A 25,422-nucleotide genomic window follows, 5' to 3' on the forward strand; every position below is an offset into this window, starting at 1 on the left:
CGCCGCGCCGGCGGTCGCGGCTGTCGGCCAGGATGGCGGCGAGCTCGGCGGCGCGACCGGCCACGTCGCCGGCCCCGCGCCGCTTCTGCGCGTCGACCACCCCGACATCGACCACGAAGCTCTCGTCCTCGCGGAAGGTGCGCACGTCGACATTGCCGATGAAGCCGAAGCGGACCGTCGTCGCCTGCTCGAGGATCTCGGTGTCGACGCCGCCGACCATCGGCGGCATGTTGCCCTTGGCGTCGGCGAGATCGAACTTGAGGGCCGCGTCGAAGGTGAGGACGAGGGCGTCCTTCTCGCGCGAGGTCGCCACCGGAATCAGATCGGGCAGATCGAAGACGTAGCGCGAGAAGGTCGGCTGGTGCGACACGCGGACGCGCGTCAGCGGCATCTGCTTCTGGCGGACGAGCTGCTGCTGCCTCTTGATCTCGCGCTCGGCCTCGCGGGCGCGCCGCGCGAGCTCCTCCACCACCTGCTGCGGCAGGCCGGGCGGAGCGCCCTTCCAGTTGTCCGGCAGGAGATCGACATAGAGGCGCTCGCCCGCCGTCAGCGTGTTGAGCTTGGCGCTGCGCGACAACGCGATGCGGATGCCGCGGCCGTCCGGATCGCGCCGCGCCGCGCCGACCCAGCCGTTCGACATGCTGGGCAGCCGCTCGACATTGACGGAGACGGGCTGGCGAAAGCCGATGATCACGAGCCCGTTCGCCATCCGCACCTCGCTCTCGACATCGTCGGCGAAGTGGAAGACCAGGCGGGCATAACCTTCGTTGGTGGTGACCGAGAGCTCGCCGCGGATCGGCGCGGTCTGGGCGACGGCGACGCCGAGCAGCGCCGCCATCAGGAGGGCGGCGGCGACCAGGCCGGCGAGCCTCGCCCGGAGATGCCCGAGCGGAGCGGCGACGCCCCTCCGCCCGGTGCGATCGAACGCGGCACGACGAGACGCGGTGCCACGATACGTGGTGCGCAACGCAACTGAGAACAACGGCATGACGGGTCCCGCGCGAACGCGCTACGACTGCACTCGGGATACGGTTCACCATAAGCCGCCGCGTTTAACGCGCGCTTAACGCTATACGCTTGATTTCGAAGGCCTCGCACGACCCGCTTGCGCCCGTCCAGGCCGCGCCGCGGCGCGGACGACACCGCGGCCTCGTCCCTGGCGGAACCGGTGCGCCGACCGGCGATTGTCCGATCGACACCGAACAGCCAGGAGGCTTCCATGGTTCAGGAAAATTTCGGCGTGATCCTCGCGCTCACGCTGATCATCGTGCCGACCGTCGGTGCGCTGCTGATGGGCAATGCCGGACGGTCGCACACGTCGTATCGGCCGGCCTTCGCCGGCGGTCGCGGCCGCGACGACCACGATCACGACACCGACGAGGGCGAGCCGAACCGCGGCCATCCGGTCCGCGACGTCGGCCGCAATCCCGACCGGCGCTGATCGAGCACGTTCCGCGTCGCGCAAGACGCGTCATGCGCGGGCTCGTCCCGCGCATCCTTCGCGCTTCACCAAAGCGTTCGCGCTTCACCAAAGCGTTCGCGCTTCACCAAAGCGTTCTTCCGCAGAAGGATGGATCGCCGGGTCGACGCCCGGCGATGACGCCCGCGGGGCCGCGCGGCGGTTCGGCACCGCCGCGCTCTTTCGACGTCTGCGTTTCGGACTCACGTCACGAGATCAGAACGACCTCAGCGCCGCCACGGCAGCGCGGCCGGGTCTTCGACGAACACCCAGGCGCCCTGCCCCAGCGCCTCCGGAAAAGCCGCCGTGACGGCGCCGTCGCGCTCGCCGACCGGCAGGCCGGCCTGCGCGAGTGTCGCCTTCACGACGGCGAGCGACGTCACCACCAGCGCATAGGCGCCGATGAACGGCAGGCTCGGCGGCACGATGCCGATCAGGTCGCGCAGCGTATCGGGCGTCGTGATCTGGACGCGGCCACGGTCGAGCGCGATCACCGGACCGGCCGCACTGTCACCCACCGGACGGCCGAGAAACCGCGAGAAGCGGGACGCCGCCTCGGCCGTGTCACCCACCGCGATCACGGCGTCGAGCAGCGCCCTCACGCCGTTCGGATGCGTCAGCCAGCGCGGCTGCCAGACGGTGTGCTCGGTGTGGTGGGTCAGGATCTGGATGCGCCCCTCCGGCATGACGCCGGGCGACAGCCGGGCCACCGTGAAGGCCGCGACGTCGGGGCCGTCGGCGGTGTCGACCGGCCGCTGCATCGAGACGAGCGGCTGCATCGGCATGCCGGCCTGCGCGACGCGCTCGTGATGCGCCGCCGCGTCCGCGACCGCGAACGCGATCAGATGCACGCCCGGGTAGCGGGCGCGCGCCGTGTCGAGCTGACGGCCGAGCGCGGTGTCGGCGGTCTTGAACAGAACCTCGACGTAGCCGCGTGAGAACATCGCCGTCACATTGCCGGTGCCGGTCGGTGTCGCGGAGCCGTCCGGCCCTGGATTGACCTGAACGGAGGGGGGCGTGGGCGCGAACCCGGCCTGCGCGAGTGCCGCACCGGCCGCGCCCCGGTCGGCAGCGAAGTGACCGATATGGTCCAGAAAAATCTCCTCCCCGGCGGGAAGCTGACGCGAGCTTTCTTCCATCAAACGCCGAACTCCTGATCCCATCGTCGTTTTTTCACCATCTCGCGCAGCGGTTGATGCCTCCTCTGCGCAGCTCGCCTTATATACGAGGCGTCACGGCGGTCGAGTGTCGCGCACAGCGGAACCGATCCGCGTCGCGAACGCCCGACGCCGGCGACCCCGTCCCGATGCGCGTCGCCCTCCACGGCCGCAGCCGGGCGTCATCTTCTCGTGATCGGCACAGAATTTGCTCGGGTTCACGGCCCGCAACAGCATAATACGGCCCCCAGTGGTCGAGATCGGACCTCGATTGACCCCCGTCACCACCATGGATGCCATGACGCCATCGGCGCCCCTCGCCGCGACCCCGGATCGACGCCAGGCACTCGCGTTCCGCCACGTCTCGAAGCGGTTCGGCCGCGCCGACGGCTCGTCCCTCGAGGTGCTGCGCGACATCAGCTTCGACGTGCCGGCCGGCTCGATCGTGTCGATCCTCGGCCCCTCGGGCTCGGGCAAGTCGACGCTGCTCAACATGGCGGCGGGCCTGCTCGCTCCGGATCAGGGGCGCGTCCTCGTGCTCGGCCACGAGACCACCGGCGACACGGCCGGCGCCGTCGACTGGTCGCGGCTCGGCTACATGTTCCAGGACGATCGCCTGCTGCCGTGGCGCTCCGCACTCGCCAATGTCGGGCTGGCGCTGGAGAGCGGCTCGGTCGGCAAGCGCGAGTGGCGTGCGCGGTCGCAGGCCCAGCTCGCGCTGGTCGGCCTCGGCGATTTCGCGTCCGCCTACCCGCACCAGCTCTCCGGCGGCATGCGCAGCCGCGTCGCGCTGGCCCGCAGCCTCGTCACCGAGCCGGACATCCTGCTCATGGACGAGCCGTTCTCGCGGCTCGATGCCCAAACGCGCACCACTATGCATACAGAGTTGCTGCGCATCCATCGCGAGCGTGACATGTCGATCGTGTTCGTCACCCACGACGTCGAGGAGGCGGTGATCCTGGCCGACCACATCGTGATGTTCTCGCCGCGGCCGGGGCGCGTGCACACCGAGCTCGCCGTCGACCTGCCGCATCCCCGCCTCGGCACGCCGGAGGCCCAGACCCTCGTCGCGGAGCTGCGTGCCGCGATCGCGGGCATGTCGGCCGACTGGGTGATTTGAACCCGTTCCTCGTCGCGTCCCGGAACAGCCACCGGTCCCGAACCCCCGTCCCTGGAGAGACCATGTCCGTTCGAAAGCTCGCCCTCGCCGTGGCCGTCGCCACCGTCACCGCTACCGTCACGCTCGCGCCGGGCGCCGCCGCGGCGCAGGAGAAGATCAAGGTCGGCTACTGGACCTCCGGCTTCAGTGTCGGCTTCGGCGCCGTGCTGGAGGCCGGCAAGTTCCTCGAGGCGCAGGGCCTGGTGCCCGAGTACATCAAGTTCTCCGACGTCAACGGCCCGACCAAGGCGCTGATGACCCACTCGATCGACGTCGCCTTCGGGGCGCCGGCGACCGGCGCCTTCACGCTCGGCGGCGAGGGCGCGCCGCTGGAGGTCGTGCTGGTGACGCAGATCGCCGAGGCGACCTTCGTCACCAAGGACGGATCGGGCATCGGCTCGCTCGCCGACCTGAAGGGCAAGAAGGTCGGCATGTCGCCGGCCGGCAGCGCCATGTACGCCATCACGACGTCGCTCCTGGAGAAGAACCAGGGCCTCAAGCGCAGCGACTTCACGGCCGTGCCGGGCAACGAGGGGCGGCTCCTCCAGTTCCTCTCCCAGGGCGACATCGACGCGGCGGCGCTGCGTGCCGTGACGCTCGCCTCCGTCACCGACGTCAAGCTGAAGCGACTCGGCAACGTCGTCGACGAGTGGAAGGCGATGACCAAGACCTCGGCCCCGCCGATCCTCGGCGTCGCCATCGTGCACAAGGACTTCGCCCGCCAGAGCCCGCAGGCCGTGGTGAAATACGTGAAGGCCGTGATCGAGGCGACGCGGTTCGGATCCAAGGAGACCGACAAGGCCTCCGAGATCCTGCGCAAGAGCGCCAATCTCGACGCCCGCGACGCCACCGCCTACGCCAAGCTGTGGGACCAGTTCTACGTCGCCTCGCTCGAGCCCACCGACGTCGCGACGCTCAAGACCATGGCCGAGGTGTTCCGCGCCGCCGGCACGATCGAGAAGCCGGTGCCGGATTCGCTGTTCGTCTCCAGCTACTACGAGCAGGCGAAGAAGTGAGAGCTCCGAGTGAAGCAATGGCCGCCACGGCGGCCCAGGGACCCGGACGCGGTGGGCTCGCGTTGCGCCGCACCGCGCTCCTCGTGCTGCTGATCGCCATCTGGTGGGCCGCCTCGCTCGCCATGCCGCCCTACGTGCTGCCGAGCCCGGTCCGCGTCGCCCAGCGCCTGGTGACGCTGGCCGAGAGCGGCGACCTGTTCTCGAACCTGTTCACCACGCTGTGGCGCGTGCTCGCCGGCTTCGCCGTCGCGGTCGTGATCGGCGTGCCGGGCGGCATCCTGCTCGGCTCCAATCGGGCGCTCGGTGCCTTCTTCGAGCCCGTGCTGCCGGTGATGAACACGGTGTCGTCGGCGATCTGGGCGATCTTCGCGATCCTGTGGTTCGGCCTGTCGCCGCTCACGCCGATCTTCGTCGTGCTGATGACGGCGCTGCCGCTGATCATCACCAACGTGTGGCAGGGCACCCAGGCCGTCAACGCCGACTATGTGGAGCTGGCCCAGACGCTGCGCTTCTCGCGGCTGAAGACGTTGACCAAGATCTACGTTCCGTCGATCCTGCCCTACTTCTTCTCGGGCGCGCGGCTCGCCTTCGGGTTCGGCTGGCGCGTCAGCCTGGTGGCCGAGACGCTCGGCGCCTCGAGTGGCGTCGGCTATCGGCTGCGCCAGGCCTCCGACCTGATCCAGACCGACCAGGTGTTCGCCTGGACGATCGCCCAGATCGCCATGATGGTCGTGATCGAGATCGGTCTTCTGGCACCGCTGGAGCGGCATCTGTTCCGCTGGCGGCGCGACGTGAGGACGTGAGCTGCGCCCGGCCGCCACGACGACGGTGGTCGCGGCCGGGATCTTGCAAGGGCGGACGGGCGACGTGTCGCCCGGACCTGTCCCGGGTGGCGTTCGAAGCGTGGGTGCGGCCCGTCCGACACGGGCCGATCGAGGTGCAGCGCAGCGGCCCCCGGCCGTGCCGCGATGGGAGACGAGAATGCTACGACGTGACGTGCTGAAGCTGGCGCTCGGTTCGCTCGCAGGGGCGGCCCTCGCCGCCCACCCGGCGGCCGCGCAGGGCTATCCGGATCGCCCGATCCGCCTGATCGTGCCGCGCAGCGCCGGCGGCGTGCTCGACATCGTCGCCCGCCAATACGCGGAGTGGGTCAAGACGTCGCTCGGCTCCGTCATCGTCGAGAACCAGGGTGGCGGCGGCGGCATCATCGGCACCGCGATGGCGGCCCGCAGCGCACCGGACGGCTACACGCTCCTGCTCGGCTCGACCAGCGACCTCGTCCTCATCCCGGCGCTCAACAGCAAGACCGGCTACGAGGCGAAGGACTTCGCGCCGATCGCCACGATGGCGATCTCGGTCGCGGCCATCATCGTGCACCCTTCCGTTCCGGCCAAGGACCTGAAGGAGCTCGCCGCCTACGCCAAGGCGAACCCGGGCAAGCTGTCCTACGGCTCGGCCGGTCCGGGCACCATGGCGAACCTCGCGGGAGAGCTGTTCAAGTCGCTCGCCGGCACGCCCGACATCGTCCACGTGCCCTACAAGGGCGCGGCGGGCGGCTACACGGATCTGATCGCCGGCCAGGTGCCGATGTTCGCCGCCAACGTCACCGACCAGATGGTCGCGCTGCACCGGAACGGCAAGGTGCGCATCCTCGCGGTGGCGAGCGAGCAGCGCCTCGGCATCGCGCCCGAAATCCCGACCAGCGCCGAGGCGGGCTATCCCGAGCTGATCGCCAAGCTGGCGCTCGGCCTGTTCGCGCCGGCCGCGACACCCGCCCCGATCCTCGAGACGCTCGACGCGGCGACGCGCAAATGCATGGACGACGAGGCGTTCCGGGCGCAGCTGGTGAAGGCCGGGTTCGAGCCGGTGCTCGGCGTCGGTCGCCGCGAGACGGGCGAGTTCATCGGCGCCGAGCAGAAGCGCTGGACCCCGGTGGTGATGTCGTCCGGGTTGAGGACGCAGTAGCTTTCAAGGTCATTCCGGGGCGCGGACCGCAGGTCCGCGAGCTCGGAATCCATAACCCCTGTCAGCGAATATGGATTCCGGGCCCGCTGCTTCGCAGCGTCCCGGAATGACGGGCTCACCCCTTCCGTCCCGTCTCCAGCCGCGCCTCGGCGTCGCGGTGGAGGGCGCCGCGGTCGATCTTGTTGGTCGAGGCGAGCGGCAGCTTCTCCACGAACCAGACGAAGCGCGGGTGCTGATAGGCCGGCGCGTTGGCGAGCGCGAAGCGCTTGATGTCGTCGGCGTCCGGCGTGCTGCCGGCACGCGGAATGACGAACGCGACCGGCTTCTGCCCCTTGATCTCGTCGTCGACCGGCACGACCGCCGCCTGCGCGACGTCGGGATGACGCTCCAGCATGCGCTCGACGTCCCCCGGGAAGATGTTCTCGCCGCCCGAGACGAACATGTCGTCGGTGCGGCCGACGAAGGTGTAGAAGCCGTCCGGGTCGCGGCGAAACACGTCGCCGGTCTTGTAGAAGCCGTCCGGCGTGATCGGCGTCGGAAGATCCGGGCGGTTGTGATAGCCGTTCATGATCGCCGGCGACTTCATCTCGAGCGCGCCCTCGACCGCGTCGCGGTCGTCACCGTCGACGAGACGCACCTGCACCTGCGGGTGCGGATAGCCGACCGACGTGTCGGGCTGCTTGCGCCCGTCGGGATGTGGGCCGAACACCACCGGGCCGCCCTCGGTCGTGCCATAGGCGTTGGTGATCACGGCGTTCGGCAACAACGCCTCGATCGCCGCCATCAGGCTGGCGCTGACCGGTGCCGAGCCCATCCGGACCAGCTTCACGCTGGAGAGATCGGTCGCGGCGAGCAGCGCGCGCTCGCGCAGCATCATCGCCATCATGGGCGGCACCGCGGTGAGCCAGGTCGCCTCGTAACGCCCGATCGCCTCGATATAGGCGGCGGCCGTGAACTGCGGCAGCAGGATCACGGTGGCGTGCGCCGCGCAGGCGAGCTTCGCCAGCGCGAGCGCGTTCATGTGATAGAGCGGCGCGGCGACGAGAAAGCGATGCCCGCTCATGCCGGGCGCGCCGGCGAGCCGGGTCTTCACCACCCACAGATGGCTCTGGTGCGACAACACGACGCCCTTCGGCGTGCCGGTCGAGCCCGACGTGTAGAGGAACATGGCGGGCTCGCGCTCGGCCGGCACCACCGCCTCGAACGGCCCCGGATCGAGAAAGCCCTCGAAGCTCTCGCTGCCGTGCGCCCCGAAGCAGACGACCGGGAGGTCGGCCGGGCAGTCGTCGCGTCGCGCCGAATCGCAGAACACCAGCCTGGCGCCGCAGTCCCGCAGGATGAAGTCGATGGTGCCGCGCGGGAACTTGAAGTTGACCGGCACGGCGACGAAGCCGGCCCGCATGATGCCGAGATAGGCGGCGACGTACTCAGACCGGTTCGCCGACAGGATGGCGACCCTGTCGCCACGCGAGAAGCCACGTGCAACGAGGGCACGGGCGACGCCGTTCGCGGCCGCGTCGAGCGCGCCGTAGCTGATCTCGCGCGGCGTCTCCTCGCCGCCGAGATCGACGATGGCGATCTTTTCGGGATCCTGGCGGCGGTCGATCAGGTCGCCGAGATTTTTCGGATCGAACGAGTTGGGATCGAAGGAATTGGAATCGAAGGATTGCGACGTCATCTCAGCTTCAACTCGCGCCCGAGGCCGACCGCCCCACACTCCGCTCATCCCCGCGCAAGCGGGGACCCAGGGCGGCACGTCGGATCGCCCCTCAAGTCCCCGCCTGCGCGGGGACGAGCGGCCTCACTCCGTGTCGCACCGACCATCATGCCACGACCGGACCGGTGACGATCCCATCTCCTGCAACGACGGTCGGAATGACGCAGTATCACTTCTTCGGCGCCGCGGCGCCGGTGAAATACGTGGCGCGCCCGCTCGCCAGGAGCTTGCCGTCGAGGTCGAACACCTGCGACTCGGCGGCGGCGAACTGGCTGCCCGGCTTCAGCACCCGGCCCTTGACGATCAGGTCGCCCGGCACCGCGGCCGCGTGATAATCGACCCGCATGTCGATGGTCGGCACGCCGCGCCCGGTGCGCTTCACCAGCGCCCAGTCGGCGGCGAGGTCGAGCAGCGTCGCGAGAATGCCGCCATGCGTGTAGGGGCGCTCCGGATGCACCTTCCACTCCTCGCGCCAGGTGGCGCGGATCTCGATCGTGTCCTCGCCGAGCGCCGTCACCTTCAGGCCGAGCCATTGGTGGAACGGCCCCTGGGTGATCATGGCGTCGACGTCTGCGGCGGTGAGGTCCTGGCTCATGAGTGTCCTGTGGTGTGGCTCTCCGCGCCGCCTTGCCGAGACGCTACCCCCCTCCCCACCCCTCCCCCACAAGGGGGGAGGGAGCAGGCGGAGATCCGGGCAGGCGCTCAGACCATCAGGCGCAAAGGCCTCTCTTGGAATTTGTCAGCCCGAGATTCGAGCGGTTGCGGCTCCTGCGTTCCCTCCCCCCTTGTGGGGGAGGGACAGGGAGGGGGGTGACGCGGCAAAGCGATGGCGATCTACGCCTCGCAATCGCGAGCGCCTCACGGCGTGATCACGACCTTGCCGATCACCTCGCGGTCCTGGATCAGGCGCAGGCCTTCGCGGGCCTGGTCGAGCGGCAGCACCGTGTCGATCACGGGGGCGAGCTTCTTCTGCGCGATCAGTTCCATCAGGGCGGCTAGGTTGTCGTCGTAGAAGCTGTTCGAGCCGATGATCTTCAGCTCGAAGCTCCAGATGTAGCGCAGATCCTCCTTCGGATCGTGGCCGGCGGTGGCGCCGCAGACCAGGATCTTGCCGCCACGCTTGACGCATTTCAGCGACGGCGCCCAGGTGTCGCCGCCGGTGAAGTTGATCACCACGTCGACGCCGCCGTCGTAGGTGCGGCGCTGCGGCTTGCCGTAACGCTCGACCGCCCACTTCGAGAAGTCGACCTTGGTGTAGTCGATCGCCTCGTCGGCGCCCATCTCCTTCAGGCGCTTGAGCTTGCTGTCGCTCGACGCGCAGGCGATCACCTCGGCGCCGAGCATCTTGGCGAGGATCACGCAGCCGGTGCCGACGCCGCCCGAGGCGCCGAGCACGATCACCTTGTCGCCGGCCTTGACCGTGTCGTGGGTGATCAGCATGCGGTGCGCCGTGCCGTAAGCGACCGGCAGGGCCGCCGCCTGCTCGAACGTCACGTCGTCCGGCATCGCGATGAGCTGATCGGCGCCGACCAGGCAGTACTCCGCCATGCCGCCGTCGAGCATCTCGCCCATCAGGCCCTTCTTCTTGTTGAGCGGGTTGACGAGCACGCGGTCGCCCGGCTTCCAGCCCGACACGCCCTCGCCCACCTCGGCGATCTCGCCGGCCATGTCGAGGCCGATGACGACCGGCAGCGGCACCTTGATGCCCGGCATGCCGCGCACCGTGAAGACGTCGTGGTAATTGAACGAGGAGGCGCGCACCCGAATGACGACGTGACCGGCCGTCACGGACGGCCGCGGGTGATCGGTGACATACTCCAGGTCGTCCAGGGTGCCGTGCTGCCGCAGCACCAGGGCTCGCATCGTCGCGCTCAAAGCCGTCGTCTCCTCTTCGTCCTCGTTCGGCGTTCCGGGCCTCTTGATTAACCCAGTCAGCCTGATATGCAAAGTGCTGCCGCGCGCATGGCGCCCGGCACGGATCCGGCTTCGGAAGAAGCGGCGGCGCAGGCCCGGCGAGCGTTAGACCGCGGTTGGCGATCGTCGACACCGGCCGCGTCCGCCCCCCGACAGCGCGGAGCCCTCCAGTGCAGCAGACCGTCGTGCAGCAGATCCCGATGCAAGAGACGTTCCGAGAGTTCCTCGACCGGCTGCGCGAGGCCGGCGAGCTCGTCGACCTGCGGCAGCCGGTCGACATCCGGCACATCGCCACGCTGGTCGACCAGTCCGACAAGGCGATCCTGTTCCACGACGTGATCGGCTACGACGTTCCGGTGGTCTCCGGCATCATCCGCACCCAGAAGCGCGCCATGATGTCGATGAACGCCGGCAGCTACGGCGCGATCGAGGAGCGCCTGCGCAACGCCACCGTCAACCCGATTCCGCCGGCCCGGGTCGCGACCTCGCCGACCCGCGAGGTGGTGATGCGCGGCGACGAGGTCGACCTGTTCCGCCTGCCCATCCCGATGTCGTCGATCTACGACGGCGGCCCGATGATCACGGCCGGCGTGGTGATCGCCCACGACCCCGAGCTCGGCTTCAACAGCGGCATCTACCGGTTCATCGTCAAGGAGAAGAACCTCACCGGCATCGACATCGTCACGCCGAACAACATGCGGCTGTTCGCGGACCGTGCATACAAAGCGGGCCGCCCCTGCCCGATCTCGATCTCGATCGGCACCCACCCGTTCGAGATCACCGGCTCGGGCTTCCGGGCGCCGCTCGGGGTCGACGAGATGGCGATCGCCGGCGGCCTGCGCGGCGCGCCCGTCGCGCTCGCCCCGTGCGAGACCATCGACGTGCCCTACATCGCCGACGCCGAGATCGTGCTGGAGGCCGAGATCCTGCCGACCGGCTGGACCTGGCCGGAGGGCCGATTCGGCGAGTTCACCCGGCTGATGGGCGGCCTGCACTGGAACCCGCTGGTGCGCATCAAGGCGGTCGCGATGCGGCGCGACGCCATGTACTACGCGCTCCACATGCCGTGGGAGAACACCTGGCTCGCCGCGCCGACCCGCTACGCGGCGCTGCGCCAGGCGCTCAAGACCGCCGGCGTCACGGTGAAGGACATCAACGTCACGCTCGGCGGCTGCGCCTTCTGGCACGCCGTGATCTCCATCAGGAAGCAGGCCGGCGAGGGCAAGAACGCGCTCCTCGCGGCGCTCTCGGTGATGGATCTCAAGCACGTCGTGGTGGTCGACGACGACATCGACGTCAACAACCCGGCCGAGGTCGAGTGGGCGATCGCGACCCGCGTGCAGGCCGACCGCGACGTGATGATCATCTCGAACTCGCGCGCAAAACCGCTCGACCCGAGCCTCGTGCCGATGCCGCCCGGCGTGGTGCCGACCGGCGCCAAGATGGGCATCGACGCGACGATTCCCGAGTACGCGCAGCGCGAGGCCTACGAGCGCATCACCTACGCCTATGCCGAGACGGCGAAGATCGACGACTACGTGTCCGGCAAGGCCGATCCGGCCGGCGAGAGCGGCGGCGACAACGAGGTGGCGCGGCTCGCCGACGCCATCCTCGACAAGATCGCGGTCGCGCCGATGTACTACACCGACATCGCCGAGGCGTTCGCGAGCTACAACTTCCAGACCGTGGCCCGCGCGCTCGGGCATCTGCACACGACCGAGCGGCTGTGGCAGGACAAGACCGGCCGCATGTGCGTGCGCGGCTCGGCCTTCGCGGCCAAGCCCCCGGCCGGGCGCTGATACCAGGTTCGGTCGGTCAGTTCTCTGTCATTCCGGGGCGCAGCGAAGCTGCGAACCCGGAAACCAGCGGCAAGCTCTGTGAATGGGGTTGGATTCCGGGTTCGGCGCTGCGCGCCGCCCCGGAATGACCGGTCACATCCGAGCTTTTGAACCGGCGGAACTCGTCACGCCGTCGTAAAGCTCGATGATCAGTACGCCGGCCCGGCCGGCATGGCGCCCGCCAACGGATCGGGACCGAAGCGGTTCGGGCCGGGCGTGCCGCGCATGACGAAGAAGACCAGCAGCACGAGCCCGCCGATCAGGGTGATGACCAAGAGCATCCACCAGCCGGTGCGGTCGATGTCGTGCAGACGGCGGACGCCGACCGCGAGCCCGGGCAGGAACAACGCCAGCGAGGCGAGCGCGTTGATCGGCGAGAGGCCGCCGGGCCCGAAGATGACGTAATCGAGGATGCCGGTCGCGAGGCTGACCAGGACGACGAACAGCACCCAGAACCAGTACTCGGACCGCGACGCGCGGCCGTCGAACGTCACATAGTTCCGGAACCCGGACGCGATCGCTTCGCCGAACGTCATGGAGCCCTCCGCTCGTTGCCCGAAACCCGATGGAAACACGGTGCAGGAAACACGCTGTTGGTGTCGCCGGCAACACGTTTCGTTCAGGTCGGGTCGGGTCGTCTCACGTCAGCCCGCGCCCCAGCAGCCACGCCCCGAGCAGCGTCAACCCGGCCATGAAGACGGTGCGGAACACCGGCTCGCTCACCCGCGCCCGCACCCGTTGACCCACGGCCATGCCGAGCGCCGCCGGCCCGAGCGCGGCGAGCGACAGGAGCGCGAGGTCAGGATCGTAGAGGCGCTCCATCAGGAGCCCGAGGCCGAGCGCCACGGTCGACACCGTGAAGGAGAGGCCGAGCGCCTGGACGAGGTCGTCCTTGGCGAGCCCCAGCGCCTGCAGCCAGGGCACGGCGGGCAGCACGAACACGCCCGTCGCCGCGGTGACGAGCCCCGTCGCGACCCCGACCAACGGGGCGAGCCAGGCCTCCTGCCCCGGCGAAGGCTGCGGCAGCCGCAGCCTCGCCAGCCCGACGATCCCGTAGGCGGCGAGCGCGGCGCCGAGCCCGGCCGATGCCCACGGCCCGACGAGCCCGATCACCCTCGAGCCGACGAGCGTGCCGGCGACGACGCCGGCGAGCATCGGCCACAACCGCACCAGCAGCGGCCGGAGGCGCGGCCCGGCGACCATCTGCCAGGCATTGGTGACCAGCGACGGCACCACCAGAACCGCCGCGGCCGCCGCCGGGGTCACGACGAGGCCCAAGAACCCCATCGCCACCGTCGGCAGGCCGAGCCCGATCGTGCCTTTGACGAATCCGGCGAGCAGGAATGTCGCGGCGCCGACCGCGAGAACCGTGGTGTCCATGCGGCGACCTTGATCGAGCGGCCCCGCCGCCACAATCTGTATTCTCCATCGCCAGCCTTCGGCTTCTCCGAAGGCTCCGACCCCGACGCCGCGCGGCTCCCCCCATGACCCTCGATCTCACCGATCTCCGCCTGTTCGTCGCCATCGTCGACCGCGGCAGCATCACGGCCGGCGCCGCCGACGCCCATCTGGCGCTCGCCTCGGCGAGCGCCCGGGTGCGGGCGCTCGAGGAGACGCTCGGCACCAGGCTGCTCGACCGCGGCCGGCGCGGCGTGCGTCCGACCGCGGCCGGCGAGGCGCTCCGCGATCACGCGCACCTCGTGCTCGCCCAGGTGGCGGCCCTGCAGGGCGACCTCGCCACTCACGCGCGCGGGCTCGTCGGGCGCGTGCGGCTGGTCAGCAACACGGTGGCGCTGGCCGAGTTCCTGCCGCCCGTGCTGGCGCCGTGGCTCGCCGCCCACCCGACCATCGCGCTCGCCGTCGAGGAGCGGCCGAGCCCGGAGATCGTGCGGGACGTGATGGCGGGACGAGCCGACATCGGGCTCGCCGCCGACAGCGTCGATCTCGGCGGGCTCGCGTGCTTTCCCTTCGCGATCGACCGGCTGGTGCTGGTGGTGCCACGCGGCCACCGGCTCGCCGGCCTGCGGCGCATCCCCTTCGCGGCGGCGGCGGCCGAGCCCTTCGTGGCGCTGGCCGGCGACAGCGCCCTGCAGCGCCACCTCGCCGGGCACGCGGCGCGCGCCGGCCGGCGACTGACGGTGCGCATCGCCGTGCAAGGATTCGATGCGGTGTGCCGGATGGTGGAGGCCGGCATCGGCGTCGCCGTGGTGCCGGACATCGCCGCGGCACGCTGCCGCCGCAGCATGGCGATCGCCGCGGTTCGGCTCACCGACCCGTGGAGCGAGCGGCGCCTCGTCGTCGGCGTCCGCCGGATGGCGGCGCTCGGGCCGCCCGCGCGTTCGCTGGTGGAGCACCTGCGCGCTTCGGCCCGAGCGGCCCGACCCGTGTCGCCGCCGGCCGCCGGCGCCCCGCCGGAGCGGGACGACCGGCGGCGCGGCGGTCACTGGGCGCGGGCGCGGCCTTCGATCTTGGGCAGTTCGTTCGGCGACGGCGGGCGCACCGAGGAGGACGCCCGGTGGGCGAGCTCGACGGTCAGCTTCTCGGCCGCCTCCGGCGTCATCAGCGCCATGATGTCGGACATGCGGCGCGGATTGATCTGGGTCGCGACGTCGAGCAGCACCTTCATCTCGAGCCGGTCGAAGATCTTGGCGGCGTCCTTGGCACGCATGTTTTCGTACATGGTGACGAGACTCTTGAAGCGCTGGGCTTCCGCCTCGTCCTTCTGCTGCGCCTGGACCTTGAGGCGCTCCTCCATGTCCTTCAGCTCGTTCATGCGCAGCTCGAGCTGCTTCTCGGCCGAGCGCAGCAGGCTCTCGCGCACCTCGAGCTCGCGGGCCCGCGTCTCGATTTCCTGACGCCGCTCCTGCAGCCGTTCGAGCAGGGCGCGCTCGCCGGGCGGGATCGGCGGTTGGGTGATCGGCACGACGAGGCCGCCCGGGTTCGGCGGCGGATCGGCGGGCTTCGGCTTCTCGTCCTTCTTCTCTTCCTTCGGCTTGGAGGGGGCCGAGCCGGTCGGCTTGTCGGGCACGGAGCCGGTGATGTCGGGGAAGTTGAACATCTGCTTCGCCCACGACACCGGGGCGGAGGTCGGGTCGGCGCTGGCGATCTCGCGACCGACCGGCCCGCGCGGCGAGACCGGCGGCTCGAAGCCGCCGGTCGGCATGGCGCCGTCCATCACGAAGCCGAGGATCTTCAGGGCGAGCAGGCAGACGGTCGCGAACAGCACGACCGGAATGAGCCGCAATTCGCGGATCAGGCTCATGCGGCGAGCCCCCGGGCGCGGGCGCGGGTGCGCTGGGCGAAGGCCTGGGCGGCGGCGGCGACGGCCTTGCTGTCGGCCGCCGCGGACCCGGCGGCGGCCTGCTCGGCCGCCTCGGCCGCGCCTTCCGGATCGGTGAGCGGACGGCCGGCCAGCACCACCTTGGTCAGCCGGTCGAGCACCAGATTGCCGGCCTCGATCTGGCGGCTGATGTCGGCGGCGAAGCGCTCGGCGGTGCGCAGGCGATCGCCGATGTTCTGGTCGACATCGCGCACCGTCACCTTGAGCCCGGCGATCGCGCGCTCGGCGATCTCGGTCGCGGTGATCAGCTCGGCGATGGTCGCCTTCAAGGCGTGCTCGTCCGCCTTCAGGCGCCGGAGCTGCTTGTTGAGCATGGTGCAGTAGATGACGGTCAGCAGGAGCAGGACCGAGACCAGACCCTCGACCGCGAATCCGATCCAGTGTGTCACGACGACGCCTCCAAGCGCTTGGACGATTCTCCGGCCGACTCGAACATCGCGTAGGTCGTCTTCGGCCGTCTCAGGGGTTTGGCGACCCGCACCGCGACCCGGTCGCCGACCCGGCCCATGCGTGCCTCGGTGAGGATGACGTTGCCGCAGCGGACCGAGACCAGCGTCTCGGGCCGCAGATCGAGCGGCAGCGTGTCGCCGACGTCGAGCTCCATCAGGCGGCGCAGCGGCAGATAGGCCTCGTACAGCACCGCGTCGACGGCGACCTCGGCCTGGCCGATCTCGGTGGCGAGATGGCCTTCCCAGATCGGGTCGCGGCCGAGCTTGTCGCCGACGAACATCTGCAGGAGCACGTCGCGGATCGGCTCGATCGTGGCGTAGGGCAGCAAGAGCTCGACCGTGCCGCCGCGGTCCTCCATGTCGATGCGCAGGCGCACCAGGATGGCGGCGTTGGCGGGCCGCGAGATCGCCGCGAAGCGCGGATTGGTCTCGAAGCGGTCGATGTTGAACTTCACCGGCGACAGCGGCTTGAAGGCGAGCTCGGCGTCGGCGAGCACCACCTCGATCATGCGCTTGACGAGGTCGGTCTCGATGGTCGTGTAGGGCCGGCCCTCGACCCGCATGGTCGTCTGGCCGCGACGGCCGCCGAGCAGCACGTCGATCATCGAGTAGATCAGGCTCGACGACACCGTGAACAGGCCGAAATTCTCCCACTCCTCCGCCTTGAACACGGCGAGGATCGCCGGCAGCGGGATCGAGTTGAGATAGTCGCCGAAGCGCACCGAGGTGATCTGGTCGAGCGACACTTCCACGTTGTCGGAGGTGAAGTTGCGCAGGCTCGTCGTCATCAACCGGACCAGCCGGTCGAAGACGATCTCGAGCATCGGCAGACGCTCGTAGGAGACCATCGCCGAGTCGATGATCGCCCGCACGCCCGACGAATCGTTGAGCGTCAGATCGGCGAAGCTATAGCCGAGGAGCGCGTCGATCTCCTCCTGGCCGAGCGTGCGCTCGGCGCTCGCCTTGCCGGAGCCGCCCTCGTTGGTCTCGTCGATGATGGCGGCCCATTGGGCCGCCATCTGCTCGTCGACCTGGCCCTCCTGGCTCTGGCTCGCCTCGCCGGGCGTCTCGTTCTCGAGCGCTAGGCCCCACTGTGCTGCTAGGGCGTCCTGGTCGACTGTCTGATCAGGCGGCATGGCACGGATCCCGGCGCGTCACTGGACGACGATTTCCTTGAACAGCACCGCGTTGACCCGGTTCGGCGCGATCGAGGCGTTGACCCGGCGGGTCAGCTCCTCCTTGAGCCGATAGAGTCCGGCGGAGCCGTCGAGATCGGTCGGGCGGAGCTCGCGCAGATAGGTCTGGAACATGTCCAGGAGGCGCGGCATCAGCGGTGTGAGCTGCTCCTTGAGCTTGTCGTCGGGCAGCTCGAGCACGACCTTGACCTTGAGATACTGGGTGCGCTCGTTGTTGGCGCTCGACAGGTTGACGAGCACGTCCGGGACGTCGAAGAAGACGGCCGGCTTGGCCGCGACCGCGGCGGGCTTGGCCGCATGATCGTCGTGGCCGCCGCCGCCGAGAAACATCTTGTAGGCCGCGAAGCCGCCGCCGCCGAGCAGCAGCACGGCGCCGCCCGCGATCGCGATCAGCTTGATCGGCAACCCCTTCTTGGCCGGCTTCTCGCCGTCTTCCGGCGCCGCATCGACGTCCTGAGTCTTGCCCGCCATGGCCGTGTTCCCGATCGCCTCTCGCTCGCTCGCGGCGTCCCGGATCCTCGGCCCGTTTCGGTCGGGTTCTCGCGGTTCCGGCCGCCCGATCACAGTAGTGGCCAAATGGTTAACGGAAACTTTCCGAGCCCCCTCCGGCACGGCACTTTTTGCCGGGTCGGGTCGGCATGCCGGCGCATGTTGCCGGGCCGCAACGCTCGCTTAACTATCGATTCCGTTGATTCTCCGTCGTTTTCTGCTCTGGCACGGGCGCTGCTTCGAAGCCGGCGTGGCGACGGTTTGGGAGAGCCGTCGGCACGGGAGGCCGGAGCGACGCAGGGAGAGCGGCGCCCCGGACAAAGGGGAGAGAGACGATGCCGAACGCAGCTCTGATCGGGCTGTCGTCGCAGATGGCGTTGCGTCGCGAGCTCGATTCGATCGCGAACAACATCGCCAATGTGAACACGACAGGCTTCAAGGCCGACCGGGTGGTGTTCCAGGAGCACCTCGCCCCGATCGCGCGGGAAAACCGCTTCTCCGGGCAGTCCCGGGGCGTCAGCTTCGTCGAGGACGCCGGCAGCTGGCGCAACTACGGCCAGGGCCCGGTCGTGCAGACCGGCAACCCGCTCGACGTCGCCATCGACGGCGACGCCTTCCTGGTCGTGCAGACGGCGAACGGCGAACGCTACACCCGCGCCGGATCGCTGCAGATCAACAACCAGGGCCAGCTCGTCACCATGGACGGCTCCGTCGTGGTGGGCGACCGCGGGCCGGTGACGTTCCAACCGCTCGACCGCGACATCTCGATCACCCCGGACGGCCGCATCACCGTGATGCAGGGCGCCGAGAAGCTGAACGATTCGCAGCGCGGCCGGCTCCGCCTCGTCACCTTCGCGAACCCGCAGCTCCTCCTCAAGGAGGGCACCAACACCTACTCGGCGCCGGACGGCGCCGGCCTGCAGGCGGCTCCCGCGAGCGTCAAGGTGATCCAGGGCTCGCTCGAGAAGTCGAACGTGAGCACCGTGGTCGAGATGACCCGGATGATCGAGGTGACGCGCCGCTACACGTCGGTCGCGAACCTCCTGTCGCAGCACAACGACCTTCGCAAGTCGGCGATCGAGCGTCTCGCCGAAGTGCCGAGCTGAGCCCCTGAGGAGATCTGATCATGCGCGCCCTCCACACCGCCGCGACCGGCATGGCCGCCCAGGAGCTCAACGTCCAGGTCATCTCGAACAACATCGCGAACATGCGCACGACCGGCTACAAGCGCCAGCGTGCGGAGTTCCAGGACCTGCTGTACGAGCACGTGCGCCGGATCGGCACCCAGACCTCCGACCAGGGCAACATCCTGCCGGTCGGCGTCGACCTCGGCTCCGGCGTGCGCACCGTCGGCACCCCCCGCATCATGACCCAGGGCACGCTGTCGAACACCGACGGCGACCTCGACGTCGCGGTCCGCGGCGAGGGCTTCTTCAAGATCCAGCTCCCCGACGGCAGCTTCGCCTACACGCGCGACGGCTCCTTCGAGAAGGACTCGCAGGGTCGCCTGGTGACGGCGCAGGGCTATCTGGTGCAGCCCGGCATCACCATGCCGAACAACGCGACCTCGGTGACGATCAACACCCAGGGCCAGGTCTCGGTCTACCTGCCGGGCAACACCACGGCCCAGGTGGTCGGCACCATGACGCTGACCCGGTTCATCAACAAGGCCGGCCTGCAGCCGATCGGCGACAACCTGTTCACCGAGACGACAGCGTCCGGCGCGCCACTCGACGGGACGGCCGGCGTCGACGGCTACGGCGACATCATGCAGAAGTATCTCGAGCAGGCGAACGTCGAGGTGGTGAGCGAGATCTCCGACCTGATCGCGGCGCAGCGCGCCTATGAGATGAACGCCAAGGTCGTCAGCGCCACCGACTCGATGCTGCAGACCGGCACCAACATGATGCGCTCGTGAGGAGACGGACCATGACCCGCCGCCTCGACGCCCCCTCCTCTCTGGCCCGCTCGTTCCTTCCCGGCGCCCTGCGGATCGCTCTCGCCGCCGCGCTCGTCGCCCCGCTCGGCCCGGTCCCGGCCGCCGCCGACCCCGTGTCCAAGGCCGTGTCCGAGCTGGCGCTCGCCCAGATCCGCCCGGTGCCGACGCTCAAGCGCAGCGTCACGGTCAAGGATCCGCTGGTGCGGATCGGCGACCTCGTCGACCATGCCGGCGAGCTCGCTGGCGTCCCGGTGTTCCGGGCGCCCGACATCGGCACCACCGGCACGATCTCGTCCTCGCAGGTGATGGAGGCGCTGCGGCCCTACCGGATGTTCCGGGTCGATCTCGCCGATATCGCCGAAGTCGAGGTGTCGCGCGCCGGCCGGGTCTTCACCCCGGCCGAGATCCAGGGCCGCATCCTGCAGGCCTTCGCCGGCCAGTACGGCCTCGGCGAGGCGGCGAGCCTGTCGCTGACCGTGGAACGCGACATCCGCCCCTTCGCGGTCGAGGCGACCTCGTCGGGCGAGCTCGTGGTGGCGCGGTCGAGCTACGATCCGCGCACCAACAGGTTCGACATCACCTTCGAGATCCCCGGCAGCCAGGCGGCGCGGCGCATCCCGTTGCGCTTCACCGGCACCGTCGTCGAGCTGGTCGACGCCGTCGTCGCGGCCCGCGGCATGCAGCGCGGCGACGTGATCAGGAGCACCGACGTCATCGTCGAGAAACGGCCGCGCGCCGAGGTGCCGGCCGACGCCGCCGCGCCCGACGAGACGGTGGTCGGCTTCGCGATGCGCCAGGGCCTGCGGGCCGGCCAGCCGATCCGCCGCCACGACCTGATGAAGCCCGATCTCGTGCGGCGGGACGAAACCGTGACGCTGGTCTTCCAGGCGCCCGGCATCCTGCTGACCACCCGCGGCAAGGCGCTCGAGGGTGGGGCCGAGGGCGACACCGTCACGGCCGTCAACCTGCAGTCCAAGCGCACCGTCCAGGGCGTCGTCTCCGGACCCGGCCAAATCCGGCTGGTCTCGTCGACGCCCCGGGTGGTCACCGCCGCCGCCCTCGATCCCTCCGCTGCCCAGCGGCCCGCGCCGACGTCCGGCAAGTGAGGAGCCATGACCAGGATCATCGACAACCGGCTGCCGCGCCGCGCCGCGACCATCGCGGCCCTGCTCGGCGCCACCCTGGCGGGCGGCTGCTCGGCGATCGACCGGCTCGCCAATATCGGCGAGCCGCCGGCCCTGCGAGCGATCGAGAACCCGACCGCGGCGCCCGGCTACAAGCCCGTGCAGATGCCGATGCCGACGCCGCAGCCGGCCGTCTACAATCCGAACTCGTTGTGGCGGAACGGCTCGCGCGCCTTCTTCAAGGACCAGCGCGCCCACCAGATCGGTGACCTGCTGACCGTCACGGTGAAGATCACCGACAAGGCCAAGTACGAGAACGAGACCAGCCGCAGCCGCTCCGCCGGCGAGGATTCGGGCGTCACCGACTTCATCGGCACCAAGACGTTCAACACCGCCAAGGCGCCGCTGCCGGGCCGCATCCTGACCGCCGATTCGACCGCCTCCAGCGACGGCAAGGGCACGATCGACCGCAAGGAGGAATTGTCCACCACGGTCGCCGCGGTGGTCACCCAGGTGCTGCCCAACGGCAACCTGGTGGTCGAAGGCCGCCAGGAGATCCGGGTCAACTTCGAGATTCGCGAGCTGATCGTCGCCGGCATCGTCCGGCCCGAGGACATCCAGAGCGACAACACCATCGATTCGACCAAGATCGCCGAGGCCCGCATCGCCTATGGCGGCCGCGGCCAGATCACCGACGTGCAACAGCCGCGCTACGGCCAGCAGCTGTTCGACATCATCCTGCCGTTCTGACGTCTTGACGTTCTGACGGTCCGCCGGCTCGGCGGCCCGAAACGCGGCATCGGCCGGCGGCACAGCCCGCCGGCTCCCGAGACGAGCTCCCCGCCGGTCCGACGGGACCGGCGATCGACGCGGCTCCCGGCCCCTCCCCGCCGGGAGCCGCGCTCCCTTTCTCGTTCGGCACCGTGAGGCCGGACCACCCCCGAGGGCGGCTTCCGCTCCCGCTACCCGCCCTGAGCGTGTTGTGATTAACTGACTGTGATCGGCGGACCGACGAATCGCTCGATCCCCCGATCCGGGGTCGATCCCGAGGGTTCCGCCCGAGCGCCGCCGGTGGTGCTTCCGTCGCGTCAGCGGGTCCGCATGCGTAAAAACGTCCAGAGCGGGAGGTTCCTAATACGACCGGGTGCACTCCCTCGGCCGGGCACGTGCGTGGCGCCGCAGCGCCGGCGTCCGCTCCGCCTCGCCGCGCGGATCCCGCCGTGGTGACGCGCCGCGTCCTGGTCACGGGCGCCTCCGGCTTCATCGGCCGCGCCCTGGTCCCGCGGCTCGCCGGCGCCGGCCGGCTGGTCCGCGCCGCCGCCCGCAACCCGGCCGACGTGCCGACCGGCGCGCGCGTCGAGGCGGTGGCGATGCCCGACCTCGATCTGCCGTGCGACTGGACGGAGTTGCTCGCCGGGGTCGACGAGATCGTTCACCTCGCCGGCATCTCCTATCGCAGCGGCGTCGAGGACACGGTCTACGACCGCGTCATCCGGGCCGCCACGGCCGAGCTCGCCCGCGCCTGCTCGCGGCTGCCGATCCAGCGGCTCGTCTATGTCTCCTCGATCGGCGCGCAGGCGGGCGGCGCGGTCGAGCATCCGCTCCACGAGACCGACACGCCGCGTCCGGTGACGGCGCACGACCGCGCCAAGCTCGCCGCCGAGACCGAGGTGCGGCGCGCCCGCGTCCCGTTCACGATCCTGCGGCCCGCGCTGGTCTACGGCCCGCATGTCAAGGGCAGCATGGCGCTGTTGATGCGCATCTCCGCCTCGCCCTGGCCGCTGCCGGCGGCCGCCTTCTCCAACCGGCGCTCGTTCCTGGCGATCGAGAACCTGGTCGACGCCGTGCTGTTCTGCCTCGACACCCCGGCGACCCTCGGCGAGACCTATCTGGTCGCCGACCCCGACCCGATCACGCTCGCCGAGATGATCACGATCCTGCGCGAGGTGGTGCAGCGCCCGACACCGGCCGGCACGCCGGCACCGTTCGAGATCCTGCTGCGGTCGAGCGAGCGCAGCGTGCTGTGGGACCGCATCGGCGGCGAGCTGGTGGTCGATCCGGGCAAGCTCCTGGCGACCGGCTGGCGGCCGCCGGTCGAGACCCGCGGCGGCCTGCGCGCCACGGTCCGGGCCGGCCTCGACTAGCGTCGTTTCCACACCGGACATTCCGCGTGGGCGCACCGTCGCGGCACGTCGGCGGAGCCCGGGGGAGATTTGCTGCCGAACGTGCTCGGTGCGGTGGATCACACGGTCCGGCGCCGCGCCCGCCGGCGCGACGACCGGTGGCCCCCGGGCGGACCGGCACCGAACGGCGCAGCAGCGGCCATGAGCCCTCCTGTCGGGGAGAACGTCGGCACCGAGCGTCTCCTCGACCGAGACCCGGACTCTGTCGAGGCCGGGTTGAGTGGGGGATCTGCAGAGGCCGGTTTGGGGGCCGCCGAACGGGCTGCCGCTCAGCCGACCACCGCGGTCGCGATCTCGTCCGCCTGCGCGTGGACACGCAGCAGCTCCGTCGTGCGGTCGAGCACGGCCGGCAGGCCGTCGCCGCCCCCGAAGGCGGTGACGACCAGCAGGATGCGGGTCGTCTCCACCGTCACCATGGCGCGCTGCGAGTCGCTCGTCGGGCTGCCGAACGGGCCTTGCGCGTCGACATAGACGGGCAGGCCTTCGAGATTGAGGACGTCCTTGCCGATCCCCTTGTAGGCCTCGCCGGCCGTCGCCACCCGCATCACGATGGCGTCGCCGACGATCTTGTCGCGGTCGTACACGCCGAGCGACTGGCGGCTCTCGATCGACACGAGGTTCATGAGATCGACCACGGTGTTGATGCGGTAGAGCCCGAGCCCGCGCAGCACCCGGCGCATCAGCGCCTCCTGCGAGCCGCGATAGCGGGTCGGATCCTTGCCGAGCGCCCGGTAGCCGCGGCGCAGCGCCTGCACGGCTTCGAGCTTGGCGATGTGCTCGATCGCCATGTCGCGCGTCACCGCGGCGGCGCAGGCGTCGAGCGCCGCCCCGAGCGCCGGATCGTCGGTGCCGTTGACGACCCGGGCCTCGACGAGCCCGAGCACGAGCGACGGACACGCGGCCTTCACGGCGGGATCGATCACGATGGTCATGCGGCACCTCGGAGATGGACGACCGCCATTAGAGCGCCTCGGCCGAAACGTAAATCCCGCGTGCGGCGCCTACCCACAGGACGGCAACTCGCCGGCGCCCGGCACGTCGCGCAGATCGACGTCTCGCACCAGCGGGAAGAAGTCGCCGCCGGCTTCCGTCTTCAGATAGGTGGTGAGCAGCACCCGCTCCGGCGCGGCGGCGGTGCGGCACGCTTCGGCGCCGACGCCGAGCGAGAGCGAGCCGCGCTCGCCGCGTCCCTTGCGGGCCATCAGGTCGCTGCGCAGCGCCGTCACCCGGGCGACGTCGGCCGGCTCCAGCCGAAAGGCCCAGACCGCGGCCCCTTCCGTCACCTCGCCGCGCAGCGACGCGAGCTCGGCCGGATCGGCGAGGTCGGCAAGCACGAACGCGCTGACGACCGGGGCTGCAGCGCCGACCGTCACGGTGAGCTTCAGGGTGACGCTGCCGGGCCGCGGCCGCACCCCGGCCGGCAGCCGCACCGCCACCCGCAGCACGGCCGGATCGATGGTGGCGAAGTCGGTGCGGGCGAGCTTCACCATCGACGTCACCGGCATCGACGTGCAGGCGGCAGCCATCAGGGCCACGGTTCCGAGGATCGCGGTCAAGCCCCGGCAGGATTGCGAGAAACGCATCTTCAAACCTCGATTGACGACAATGATTTATTGTTTTACGATAATTCATCATCGTCTTTCGATCAACGAGGTCGCTCATGTCCAGCGTGGTTCCGGCCCCTGCCCTCGCCTCGGCGCAAGCGCGGCTCGCCCGTCTCTCCCGCCGGATGGAGTGGGTGACGACGCTCGGCATCGTGCTGATCCTCGTGCTGATGGGGCTCGCCTTCGTGATCCCGGAGTGGAGCCGCAATCTGCTGATGCACCGGCTCGGCGCCACCGGCGCCAAGCTGCCGCTGGCGGCATCCGACCAGGTCGTGATGGCGATGATCCATGCCGTCCCGCTCGGCGTGATGATCTGGGGCCTGTGGCAGGTGCGGGCGCTGTTCCGCGACTTCGCGGCCGGCCTGGTGTTCACGGCCACGGCGGCGCAGCGGCTGCGGCTGTTCGGTCTGTCGGTGCTGCTGCAGGGACCGCTCGGCCCGCTCACCGCGACGGCGCTGGCGCTCGCTCTGTCGCTCGGCAATCCGCCGGGCCAGCGCTATCTGGTGCTCACCGTCTCGATCAACGACTACGTCGCCCTGATCGTCGGCGGCGTGCTGATCGCGGTCGCCGCCGTCATGCGCGAGGCCGTCCAGCTCGCCGACGAGAACGCCGCCTTCGTGTGAGCCCGCCGATGCCGATCGTGGTCAATCTCGACGTCATGCTGGCGCGGCGGAAGATGCGCTCCAAGGAGCTCGCCGAGCGCATCGGCATCACCGAGCAGAACGTCTCGCTCTTGAAGTCCGGCAAGGTGAAGGGCGTGCGCTTCGACACGCTCGCCCGCATCTGCGCCGTGCTCGACTGCCAGCCCGGCGACATCTTGGAGTATCGGCCCGGCCCCGAGGACGATGCCGCGCCGGGCGACGACATGTGACG

The 25,422-nt window shown here is 70.0% G+C and carries 25 protein-coding genes and 2 pseudogenes; 14 read left to right on the forward strand and 13 right to left on the reverse strand.

Annotated features, from left to right (window positions below; translation table 11 throughout):
• Window positions 1-988, reverse strand: a pseudogene (locus ABTU92_RS01235) (tetratricopeptide repeat protein); the annotation flags it as partial.
• Between the two features lie 231 nt (window positions 989-1,219).
• Here ABTU92_RS01235 and ABTU92_RS01240 point away from each other — a divergent pair.
• Window positions 1,220-1,441, forward strand: a complete 222-nt coding sequence (locus tag ABTU92_RS01240) for a hypothetical protein (protein ID WP_408086871.1) — start codon at window positions 1,220-1,222, stop codon at window positions 1,439-1,441.
• A 245-nt stretch (window positions 1,442-1,686) separates the two neighbouring features.
• Here the strand turns inward: ABTU92_RS01240 and ABTU92_RS01245 are convergent, their stop codons facing one another.
• The gene (locus tag ABTU92_RS01245; protein ID WP_408086873.1) at window positions 1,687-2,598 is read right to left on the reverse strand and encodes a VOC family protein; all 912 of its coding nucleotides are present in this window, start codon (window positions 2,596-2,598) and stop codon (window positions 1,687-1,689) included.
• A 289-nt stretch (window positions 2,599-2,887) separates the two neighbouring features.
• Between ABTU92_RS01245 and ABTU92_RS01250 the strand changes: the two genes are divergently transcribed.
• From ABTU92_RS01250 to ABTU92_RS01265, 4 genes are all read left to right on the forward strand, one after another.
• The gene (locus ABTU92_RS01250; protein ID WP_408086875.1) at window positions 2,888-3,736 is read left to right on the forward strand and encodes an ABC transporter ATP-binding protein; all 849 of its coding nucleotides are present in this window, start codon (window positions 2,888-2,890) and stop codon (window positions 3,734-3,736) included.
• Window positions 3,737-3,798: 62 nt separating this feature from the next.
• The gene (locus ABTU92_RS01255; protein WP_408086877.1) at window positions 3,799-4,791 is read left to right on the forward strand and encodes an ABC transporter substrate-binding protein; all 993 of its coding nucleotides are present in this window, start codon (window positions 3,799-3,801) and stop codon (window positions 4,789-4,791) included.
• A 17-nt stretch (window positions 4,792-4,808) separates the two neighbouring features.
• Window positions 4,809-5,594, forward strand: a complete 786-nt coding sequence (locus tag ABTU92_RS01260) for an ABC transporter permease (protein WP_408086879.1) — start codon at window positions 4,809-4,811, stop codon at window positions 5,592-5,594.
• 178 nt (window positions 5,595-5,772) lie between these two features.
• Window positions 5,773-6,756, forward strand: coding sequence for a Bug family tripartite tricarboxylate transporter substrate binding protein (locus tag ABTU92_RS01265; RefSeq protein WP_408086881.1), 984 nt, complete (start codon window positions 5,773-5,775; stop codon window positions 6,754-6,756).
• Window positions 6,757-6,871: 115 nt separating this feature from the next.
• Here the strand turns inward: ABTU92_RS01265 and ABTU92_RS01270 are convergent, their stop codons facing one another.
• From ABTU92_RS01270 to ABTU92_RS01280, 3 genes are all read right to left on the reverse strand, one after another.
• Window positions 6,872-8,434 (reverse strand): class I adenylate-forming enzyme family protein, encoded by a 1,563-nt coding sequence (locus ABTU92_RS01270; protein ID WP_408086883.1) that lies wholly within the window; start codon window positions 8,432-8,434, stop codon window positions 6,872-6,874.
• A 208-nt stretch (window positions 8,435-8,642) separates the two neighbouring features.
• The gene (locus ABTU92_RS01275) at window positions 8,643-9,068 is read right to left on the reverse strand and encodes a PaaI family thioesterase (protein WP_408086885.1); all 426 of its coding nucleotides are present in this window, start codon (window positions 9,066-9,068) and stop codon (window positions 8,643-8,645) included.
• A gap of 263 nt (window positions 9,069-9,331) precedes the next feature.
• Window positions 9,332-10,336: a zinc-binding dehydrogenase gene (locus ABTU92_RS01280; RefSeq protein ID WP_408087124.1), complete on the reverse strand. Its 1,005-nt coding sequence runs from the start codon at window positions 10,334-10,336 to the stop codon at window positions 9,332-9,334.
• A 221-nt stretch (window positions 10,337-10,557) separates the two neighbouring features.
• Between ABTU92_RS01280 and ABTU92_RS01285 the strand changes: the two genes are divergently transcribed.
• Entirely contained in the window at window positions 10,558-12,186 is a 1,629-nt protein-coding gene (locus ABTU92_RS01285) for a UbiD family decarboxylase (RefSeq protein WP_408086887.1), read from the forward strand.
• Between the two features lie 188 nt (window positions 12,187-12,374).
• On the opposite strand, the gene ABTU92_RS01290 is transcribed toward ABTU92_RS01285, so the two are convergent.
• Both ABTU92_RS01290 and ABTU92_RS01295 read right to left on the reverse strand, forming a co-directional pair.
• Window positions 12,375-12,761 (reverse strand): DUF805 domain-containing protein, encoded by a 387-nt coding sequence (locus ABTU92_RS01290; protein WP_408086889.1) that lies wholly within the window; start codon window positions 12,759-12,761, stop codon window positions 12,375-12,377.
• A 103-nt stretch (window positions 12,762-12,864) separates the two neighbouring features.
• Window positions 12,865-13,605: a sulfite exporter TauE/SafE family protein gene (locus ABTU92_RS01295; protein ID WP_408086891.1), complete on the reverse strand. Its 741-nt coding sequence runs from the start codon at window positions 13,603-13,605 to the stop codon at window positions 12,865-12,867.
• Between the two features lie 104 nt (window positions 13,606-13,709).
• Between ABTU92_RS01295 and ABTU92_RS01300 the strand changes: the two are divergent.
• A pseudogene (locus ABTU92_RS01300) lies at window positions 13,710-14,534 on the forward strand (LysR family transcriptional regulator); the annotation flags it as partial.
• A gap of 131 nt (window positions 14,535-14,665) precedes the next feature.
• On the opposite strand, the gene ABTU92_RS01305 reads toward ABTU92_RS01300, so the two are convergent.
• Genes ABTU92_RS01305 through fliL form a run of 4 tightly spaced genes read right to left on the reverse strand, consistent with a single transcriptional unit; the run spans window position 14,666 to window position 17,681 of the window.
• A complete protein-coding gene (locus ABTU92_RS01305) occupies window positions 14,666-15,487 on the reverse strand; it encodes a MotE family protein (protein ID WP_408086893.1) in 822 nt (273 codons plus the stop codon).
• Window positions 15,484-15,954 carry a DUF6468 domain-containing protein gene (locus tag ABTU92_RS01310; protein ID WP_408086895.1) on the reverse strand — a complete coding sequence of 157 codons (471 nt, stop codon included), beginning with the start codon at window positions 15,952-15,954 and terminating at the stop codon, window positions 15,484-15,486. Before ABTU92_RS01310 ends, ABTU92_RS01305 begins: the two co-directional genes overlap by 4 nt.
• Window positions 15,951-17,150: a flagellar motor switch protein FliM gene (fliM, locus tag ABTU92_RS01315; protein ID WP_378477336.1), complete on the reverse strand. Its 1,200-nt coding sequence runs from the start codon at window positions 17,148-17,150 to the stop codon at window positions 15,951-15,953. The genes ABTU92_RS01310 and fliM overlap by 4 nt, the downstream gene beginning before the upstream one ends.
• Window positions 17,151-17,168: 18 nt before the next feature.
• Complete coding sequence (gene fliL, locus ABTU92_RS01320; RefSeq protein ID WP_408086897.1) at window positions 17,169-17,681, reverse strand: flagellar basal body-associated protein FliL; 513 nt, start codon at window positions 17,679-17,681, stop codon at window positions 17,169-17,171.
• 353 nt (window positions 17,682-18,034) lie between these two features.
• Here fliL and flgF point away from each other — a divergent pair, with 353 nt between their 5' ends.
• The 5 genes from flgF to ABTU92_RS01345 all read left to right on the forward strand — a co-directional run bounded on the left by flgF (window position 18,035) and on the right by ABTU92_RS01345 (window position 22,906).
• Window positions 18,035-18,805, forward strand: coding sequence for a flagellar basal-body rod protein FlgF (gene flgF / locus ABTU92_RS01325; RefSeq protein WP_408086899.1), 771 nt, complete (start codon window positions 18,035-18,037; stop codon window positions 18,803-18,805).
• A 20-nt stretch (window positions 18,806-18,825) separates the two neighbouring features.
• Complete coding sequence (flgG, locus tag ABTU92_RS01330; RefSeq protein ID WP_408086901.1) at window positions 18,826-19,617, forward strand: flagellar basal-body rod protein FlgG; 792 nt, start codon at window positions 18,826-18,828, stop codon at window positions 19,615-19,617.
• Window positions 19,618-19,628: 11 nt separating this feature from the next.
• Complete coding sequence (gene flgA, locus ABTU92_RS01335; protein WP_408086903.1) at window positions 19,629-20,744, forward strand: flagellar basal body P-ring formation chaperone FlgA; 1,116 nt, start codon at window positions 19,629-19,631, stop codon at window positions 20,742-20,744.
• A 6-nt stretch (window positions 20,745-20,750) separates the two neighbouring features.
• Window positions 20,751-21,512, forward strand: a complete 762-nt coding sequence (gene flgH, locus ABTU92_RS01340) for a flagellar basal body L-ring protein FlgH (protein ID WP_408086905.1) — start codon at window positions 20,751-20,753, stop codon at window positions 21,510-21,512.
• Window positions 21,513-21,982: 470 nt separating this feature from the next.
• On the forward strand, window positions 21,983-22,906 hold the full coding sequence (locus tag ABTU92_RS01345) for an NAD-dependent epimerase/dehydratase family protein (protein WP_408086907.1): 924 nt from the start codon (window positions 21,983-21,985) through the stop codon (window positions 22,904-22,906).
• Between the two features lie 308 nt (window positions 22,907-23,214).
• Here ABTU92_RS01345 and ABTU92_RS01350 read toward each other — a convergent pair whose 3' ends face one another.
• Window positions 23,215-23,877 (reverse strand): B3/4 domain-containing protein, encoded by a 663-nt coding sequence (locus ABTU92_RS01350; protein ID WP_408086909.1) that lies wholly within the window; start codon window positions 23,875-23,877, stop codon window positions 23,215-23,217.
• A gap of 69 nt (window positions 23,878-23,946) precedes the next feature.
• Entirely contained in the window at window positions 23,947-24,528 is a 582-nt protein-coding gene (locus ABTU92_RS01355; protein ID WP_408086911.1) for a hypothetical protein, read from the reverse strand.
• Window positions 24,529-24,605: 77 nt separating this feature from the next.
• On the opposite strand from ABTU92_RS01355, the gene ABTU92_RS01360 reads away from it, so the two are divergent.
• Together ABTU92_RS01360 and ABTU92_RS01365 are read left to right on the forward strand one after the other, a co-directional pair.
• The gene (locus ABTU92_RS01360) at window positions 24,606-25,172 is read left to right on the forward strand and encodes a DUF2975 domain-containing protein (protein WP_408086913.1); all 567 of its coding nucleotides are present in this window, start codon (window positions 24,606-24,608) and stop codon (window positions 25,170-25,172) included.
• Between the two features lie 8 nt (window positions 25,173-25,180).
• Complete coding sequence (locus ABTU92_RS01365; protein ID WP_408086915.1) at window positions 25,181-25,420, forward strand: helix-turn-helix domain-containing protein; 240 nt, start codon at window positions 25,181-25,183, stop codon at window positions 25,418-25,420.
• The last annotated feature ends 2 nt before the right edge of the window (window positions 25,421-25,422 follow it).

It is taken from the genome of Rhodoplanes sp. SY1 (assembly GCF_046000175.1).
Lineage (GTDB): Bacteria > Pseudomonadota > Alphaproteobacteria > Rhizobiales > Xanthobacteraceae > Rhodoplanes.

Bases quoted from the DNA above. Each gene is read 5' to 3' on its own strand.
- ABTU92_RS01240 (WP_408086871.1), top strand. From the start codon at position 1,220: ATGGTTCAGGAAAATTTCGGCGTGATCCTCGCGCTCACGCTGATCATC.
- ABTU92_RS01245 (WP_408086873.1), bottom strand. From the start codon at position 2,598: ATGGAAGAAAGCTCGCGTCAGCTTCCCGCCGGGGAGGAGATTTTTCTG.
- ABTU92_RS01255 (WP_408086877.1), top strand. From the start codon at position 3,799: ATGTCCGTTCGAAAGCTCGCCCTCGCCGTGGCCGTCGCCACCGTCACC.
- ABTU92_RS01260 (WP_408086879.1), top strand. From the start codon at position 4,809: ATGGCCGCCACGGCGGCCCAGGGACCCGGACGCGGTGGGCTCGCGTTG.
- ABTU92_RS01265 (WP_408086881.1), top strand. From the start codon at position 5,773: ATGCTACGACGTGACGTGCTGAAGCTGGCGCTCGGTTCGCTCGCAGGG.
- ABTU92_RS01270 (WP_408086883.1), bottom strand. From the start codon at position 8,434: ATGACGTCGCAATCCTTCGATTCCAATTCCTTCGATCCCAACTCGTTC.
- ABTU92_RS01275 (WP_408086885.1), bottom strand. From the start codon at position 9,068: ATGAGCCAGGACCTCACCGCCGCAGACGTCGACGCCATGATCACCCAG.
- ABTU92_RS01280 (WP_408087124.1), bottom strand. From the start codon at position 10,336: ATGCGAGCCCTGGTGCTGCGGCAGCACGGCACCCTGGACGACCTGGAG.
- ABTU92_RS01290 (WP_408086889.1), bottom strand. From the start codon at position 12,761: ATGACGTTCGGCGAAGCGATCGCGTCCGGGTTCCGGAACTATGTGACG.
- ABTU92_RS01295 (WP_408086891.1), bottom strand. From the start codon at position 13,605: ATGGACACCACGGTTCTCGCGGTCGGCGCCGCGACATTCCTGCTCGCC.
- ABTU92_RS01305 (WP_408086893.1), bottom strand. From the start codon at position 15,487: ATGAGCCTGATCCGCGAATTGCGGCTCATTCCGGTCGTGCTGTTCGCG.
- fliM (WP_378477336.1), bottom strand. From the start codon at position 17,150: ATGCCGCCTGATCAGACAGTCGACCAGGACGCCCTAGCAGCACAGTGG.
- fliL (WP_408086897.1), bottom strand. From the start codon at position 17,681: ATGGCGGGCAAGACTCAGGACGTCGATGCGGCGCCGGAAGACGGCGAG.
- flgF (WP_408086899.1), top strand. From the start codon at position 18,035: ATGCCGAACGCAGCTCTGATCGGGCTGTCGTCGCAGATGGCGTTGCGT.
- flgG (WP_408086901.1), top strand. From the start codon at position 18,826: ATGCGCGCCCTCCACACCGCCGCGACCGGCATGGCCGCCCAGGAGCTC.
- flgA (WP_408086903.1), top strand. From the start codon at position 19,629: ATGACCCGCCGCCTCGACGCCCCCTCCTCTCTGGCCCGCTCGTTCCTT.
- flgH (WP_408086905.1), top strand. From the start codon at position 20,751: ATGACCAGGATCATCGACAACCGGCTGCCGCGCCGCGCCGCGACCATC.
- ABTU92_RS01350 (WP_408086909.1), bottom strand. From the start codon at position 23,877: ATGACCATCGTGATCGATCCCGCCGTGAAGGCCGCGTGTCCGTCGCTC.
- ABTU92_RS01355 (WP_408086911.1), bottom strand. From the start codon at position 24,528: ATGCGTTTCTCGCAATCCTGCCGGGGCTTGACCGCGATCCTCGGAACC.
- ABTU92_RS01360 (WP_408086913.1), top strand. From the start codon at position 24,606: ATGTCCAGCGTGGTTCCGGCCCCTGCCCTCGCCTCGGCGCAAGCGCGG.
- ABTU92_RS01365 (WP_408086915.1), top strand. From the start codon at position 25,181: ATGCCGATCGTGGTCAATCTCGACGTCATGCTGGCGCGGCGGAAGATG.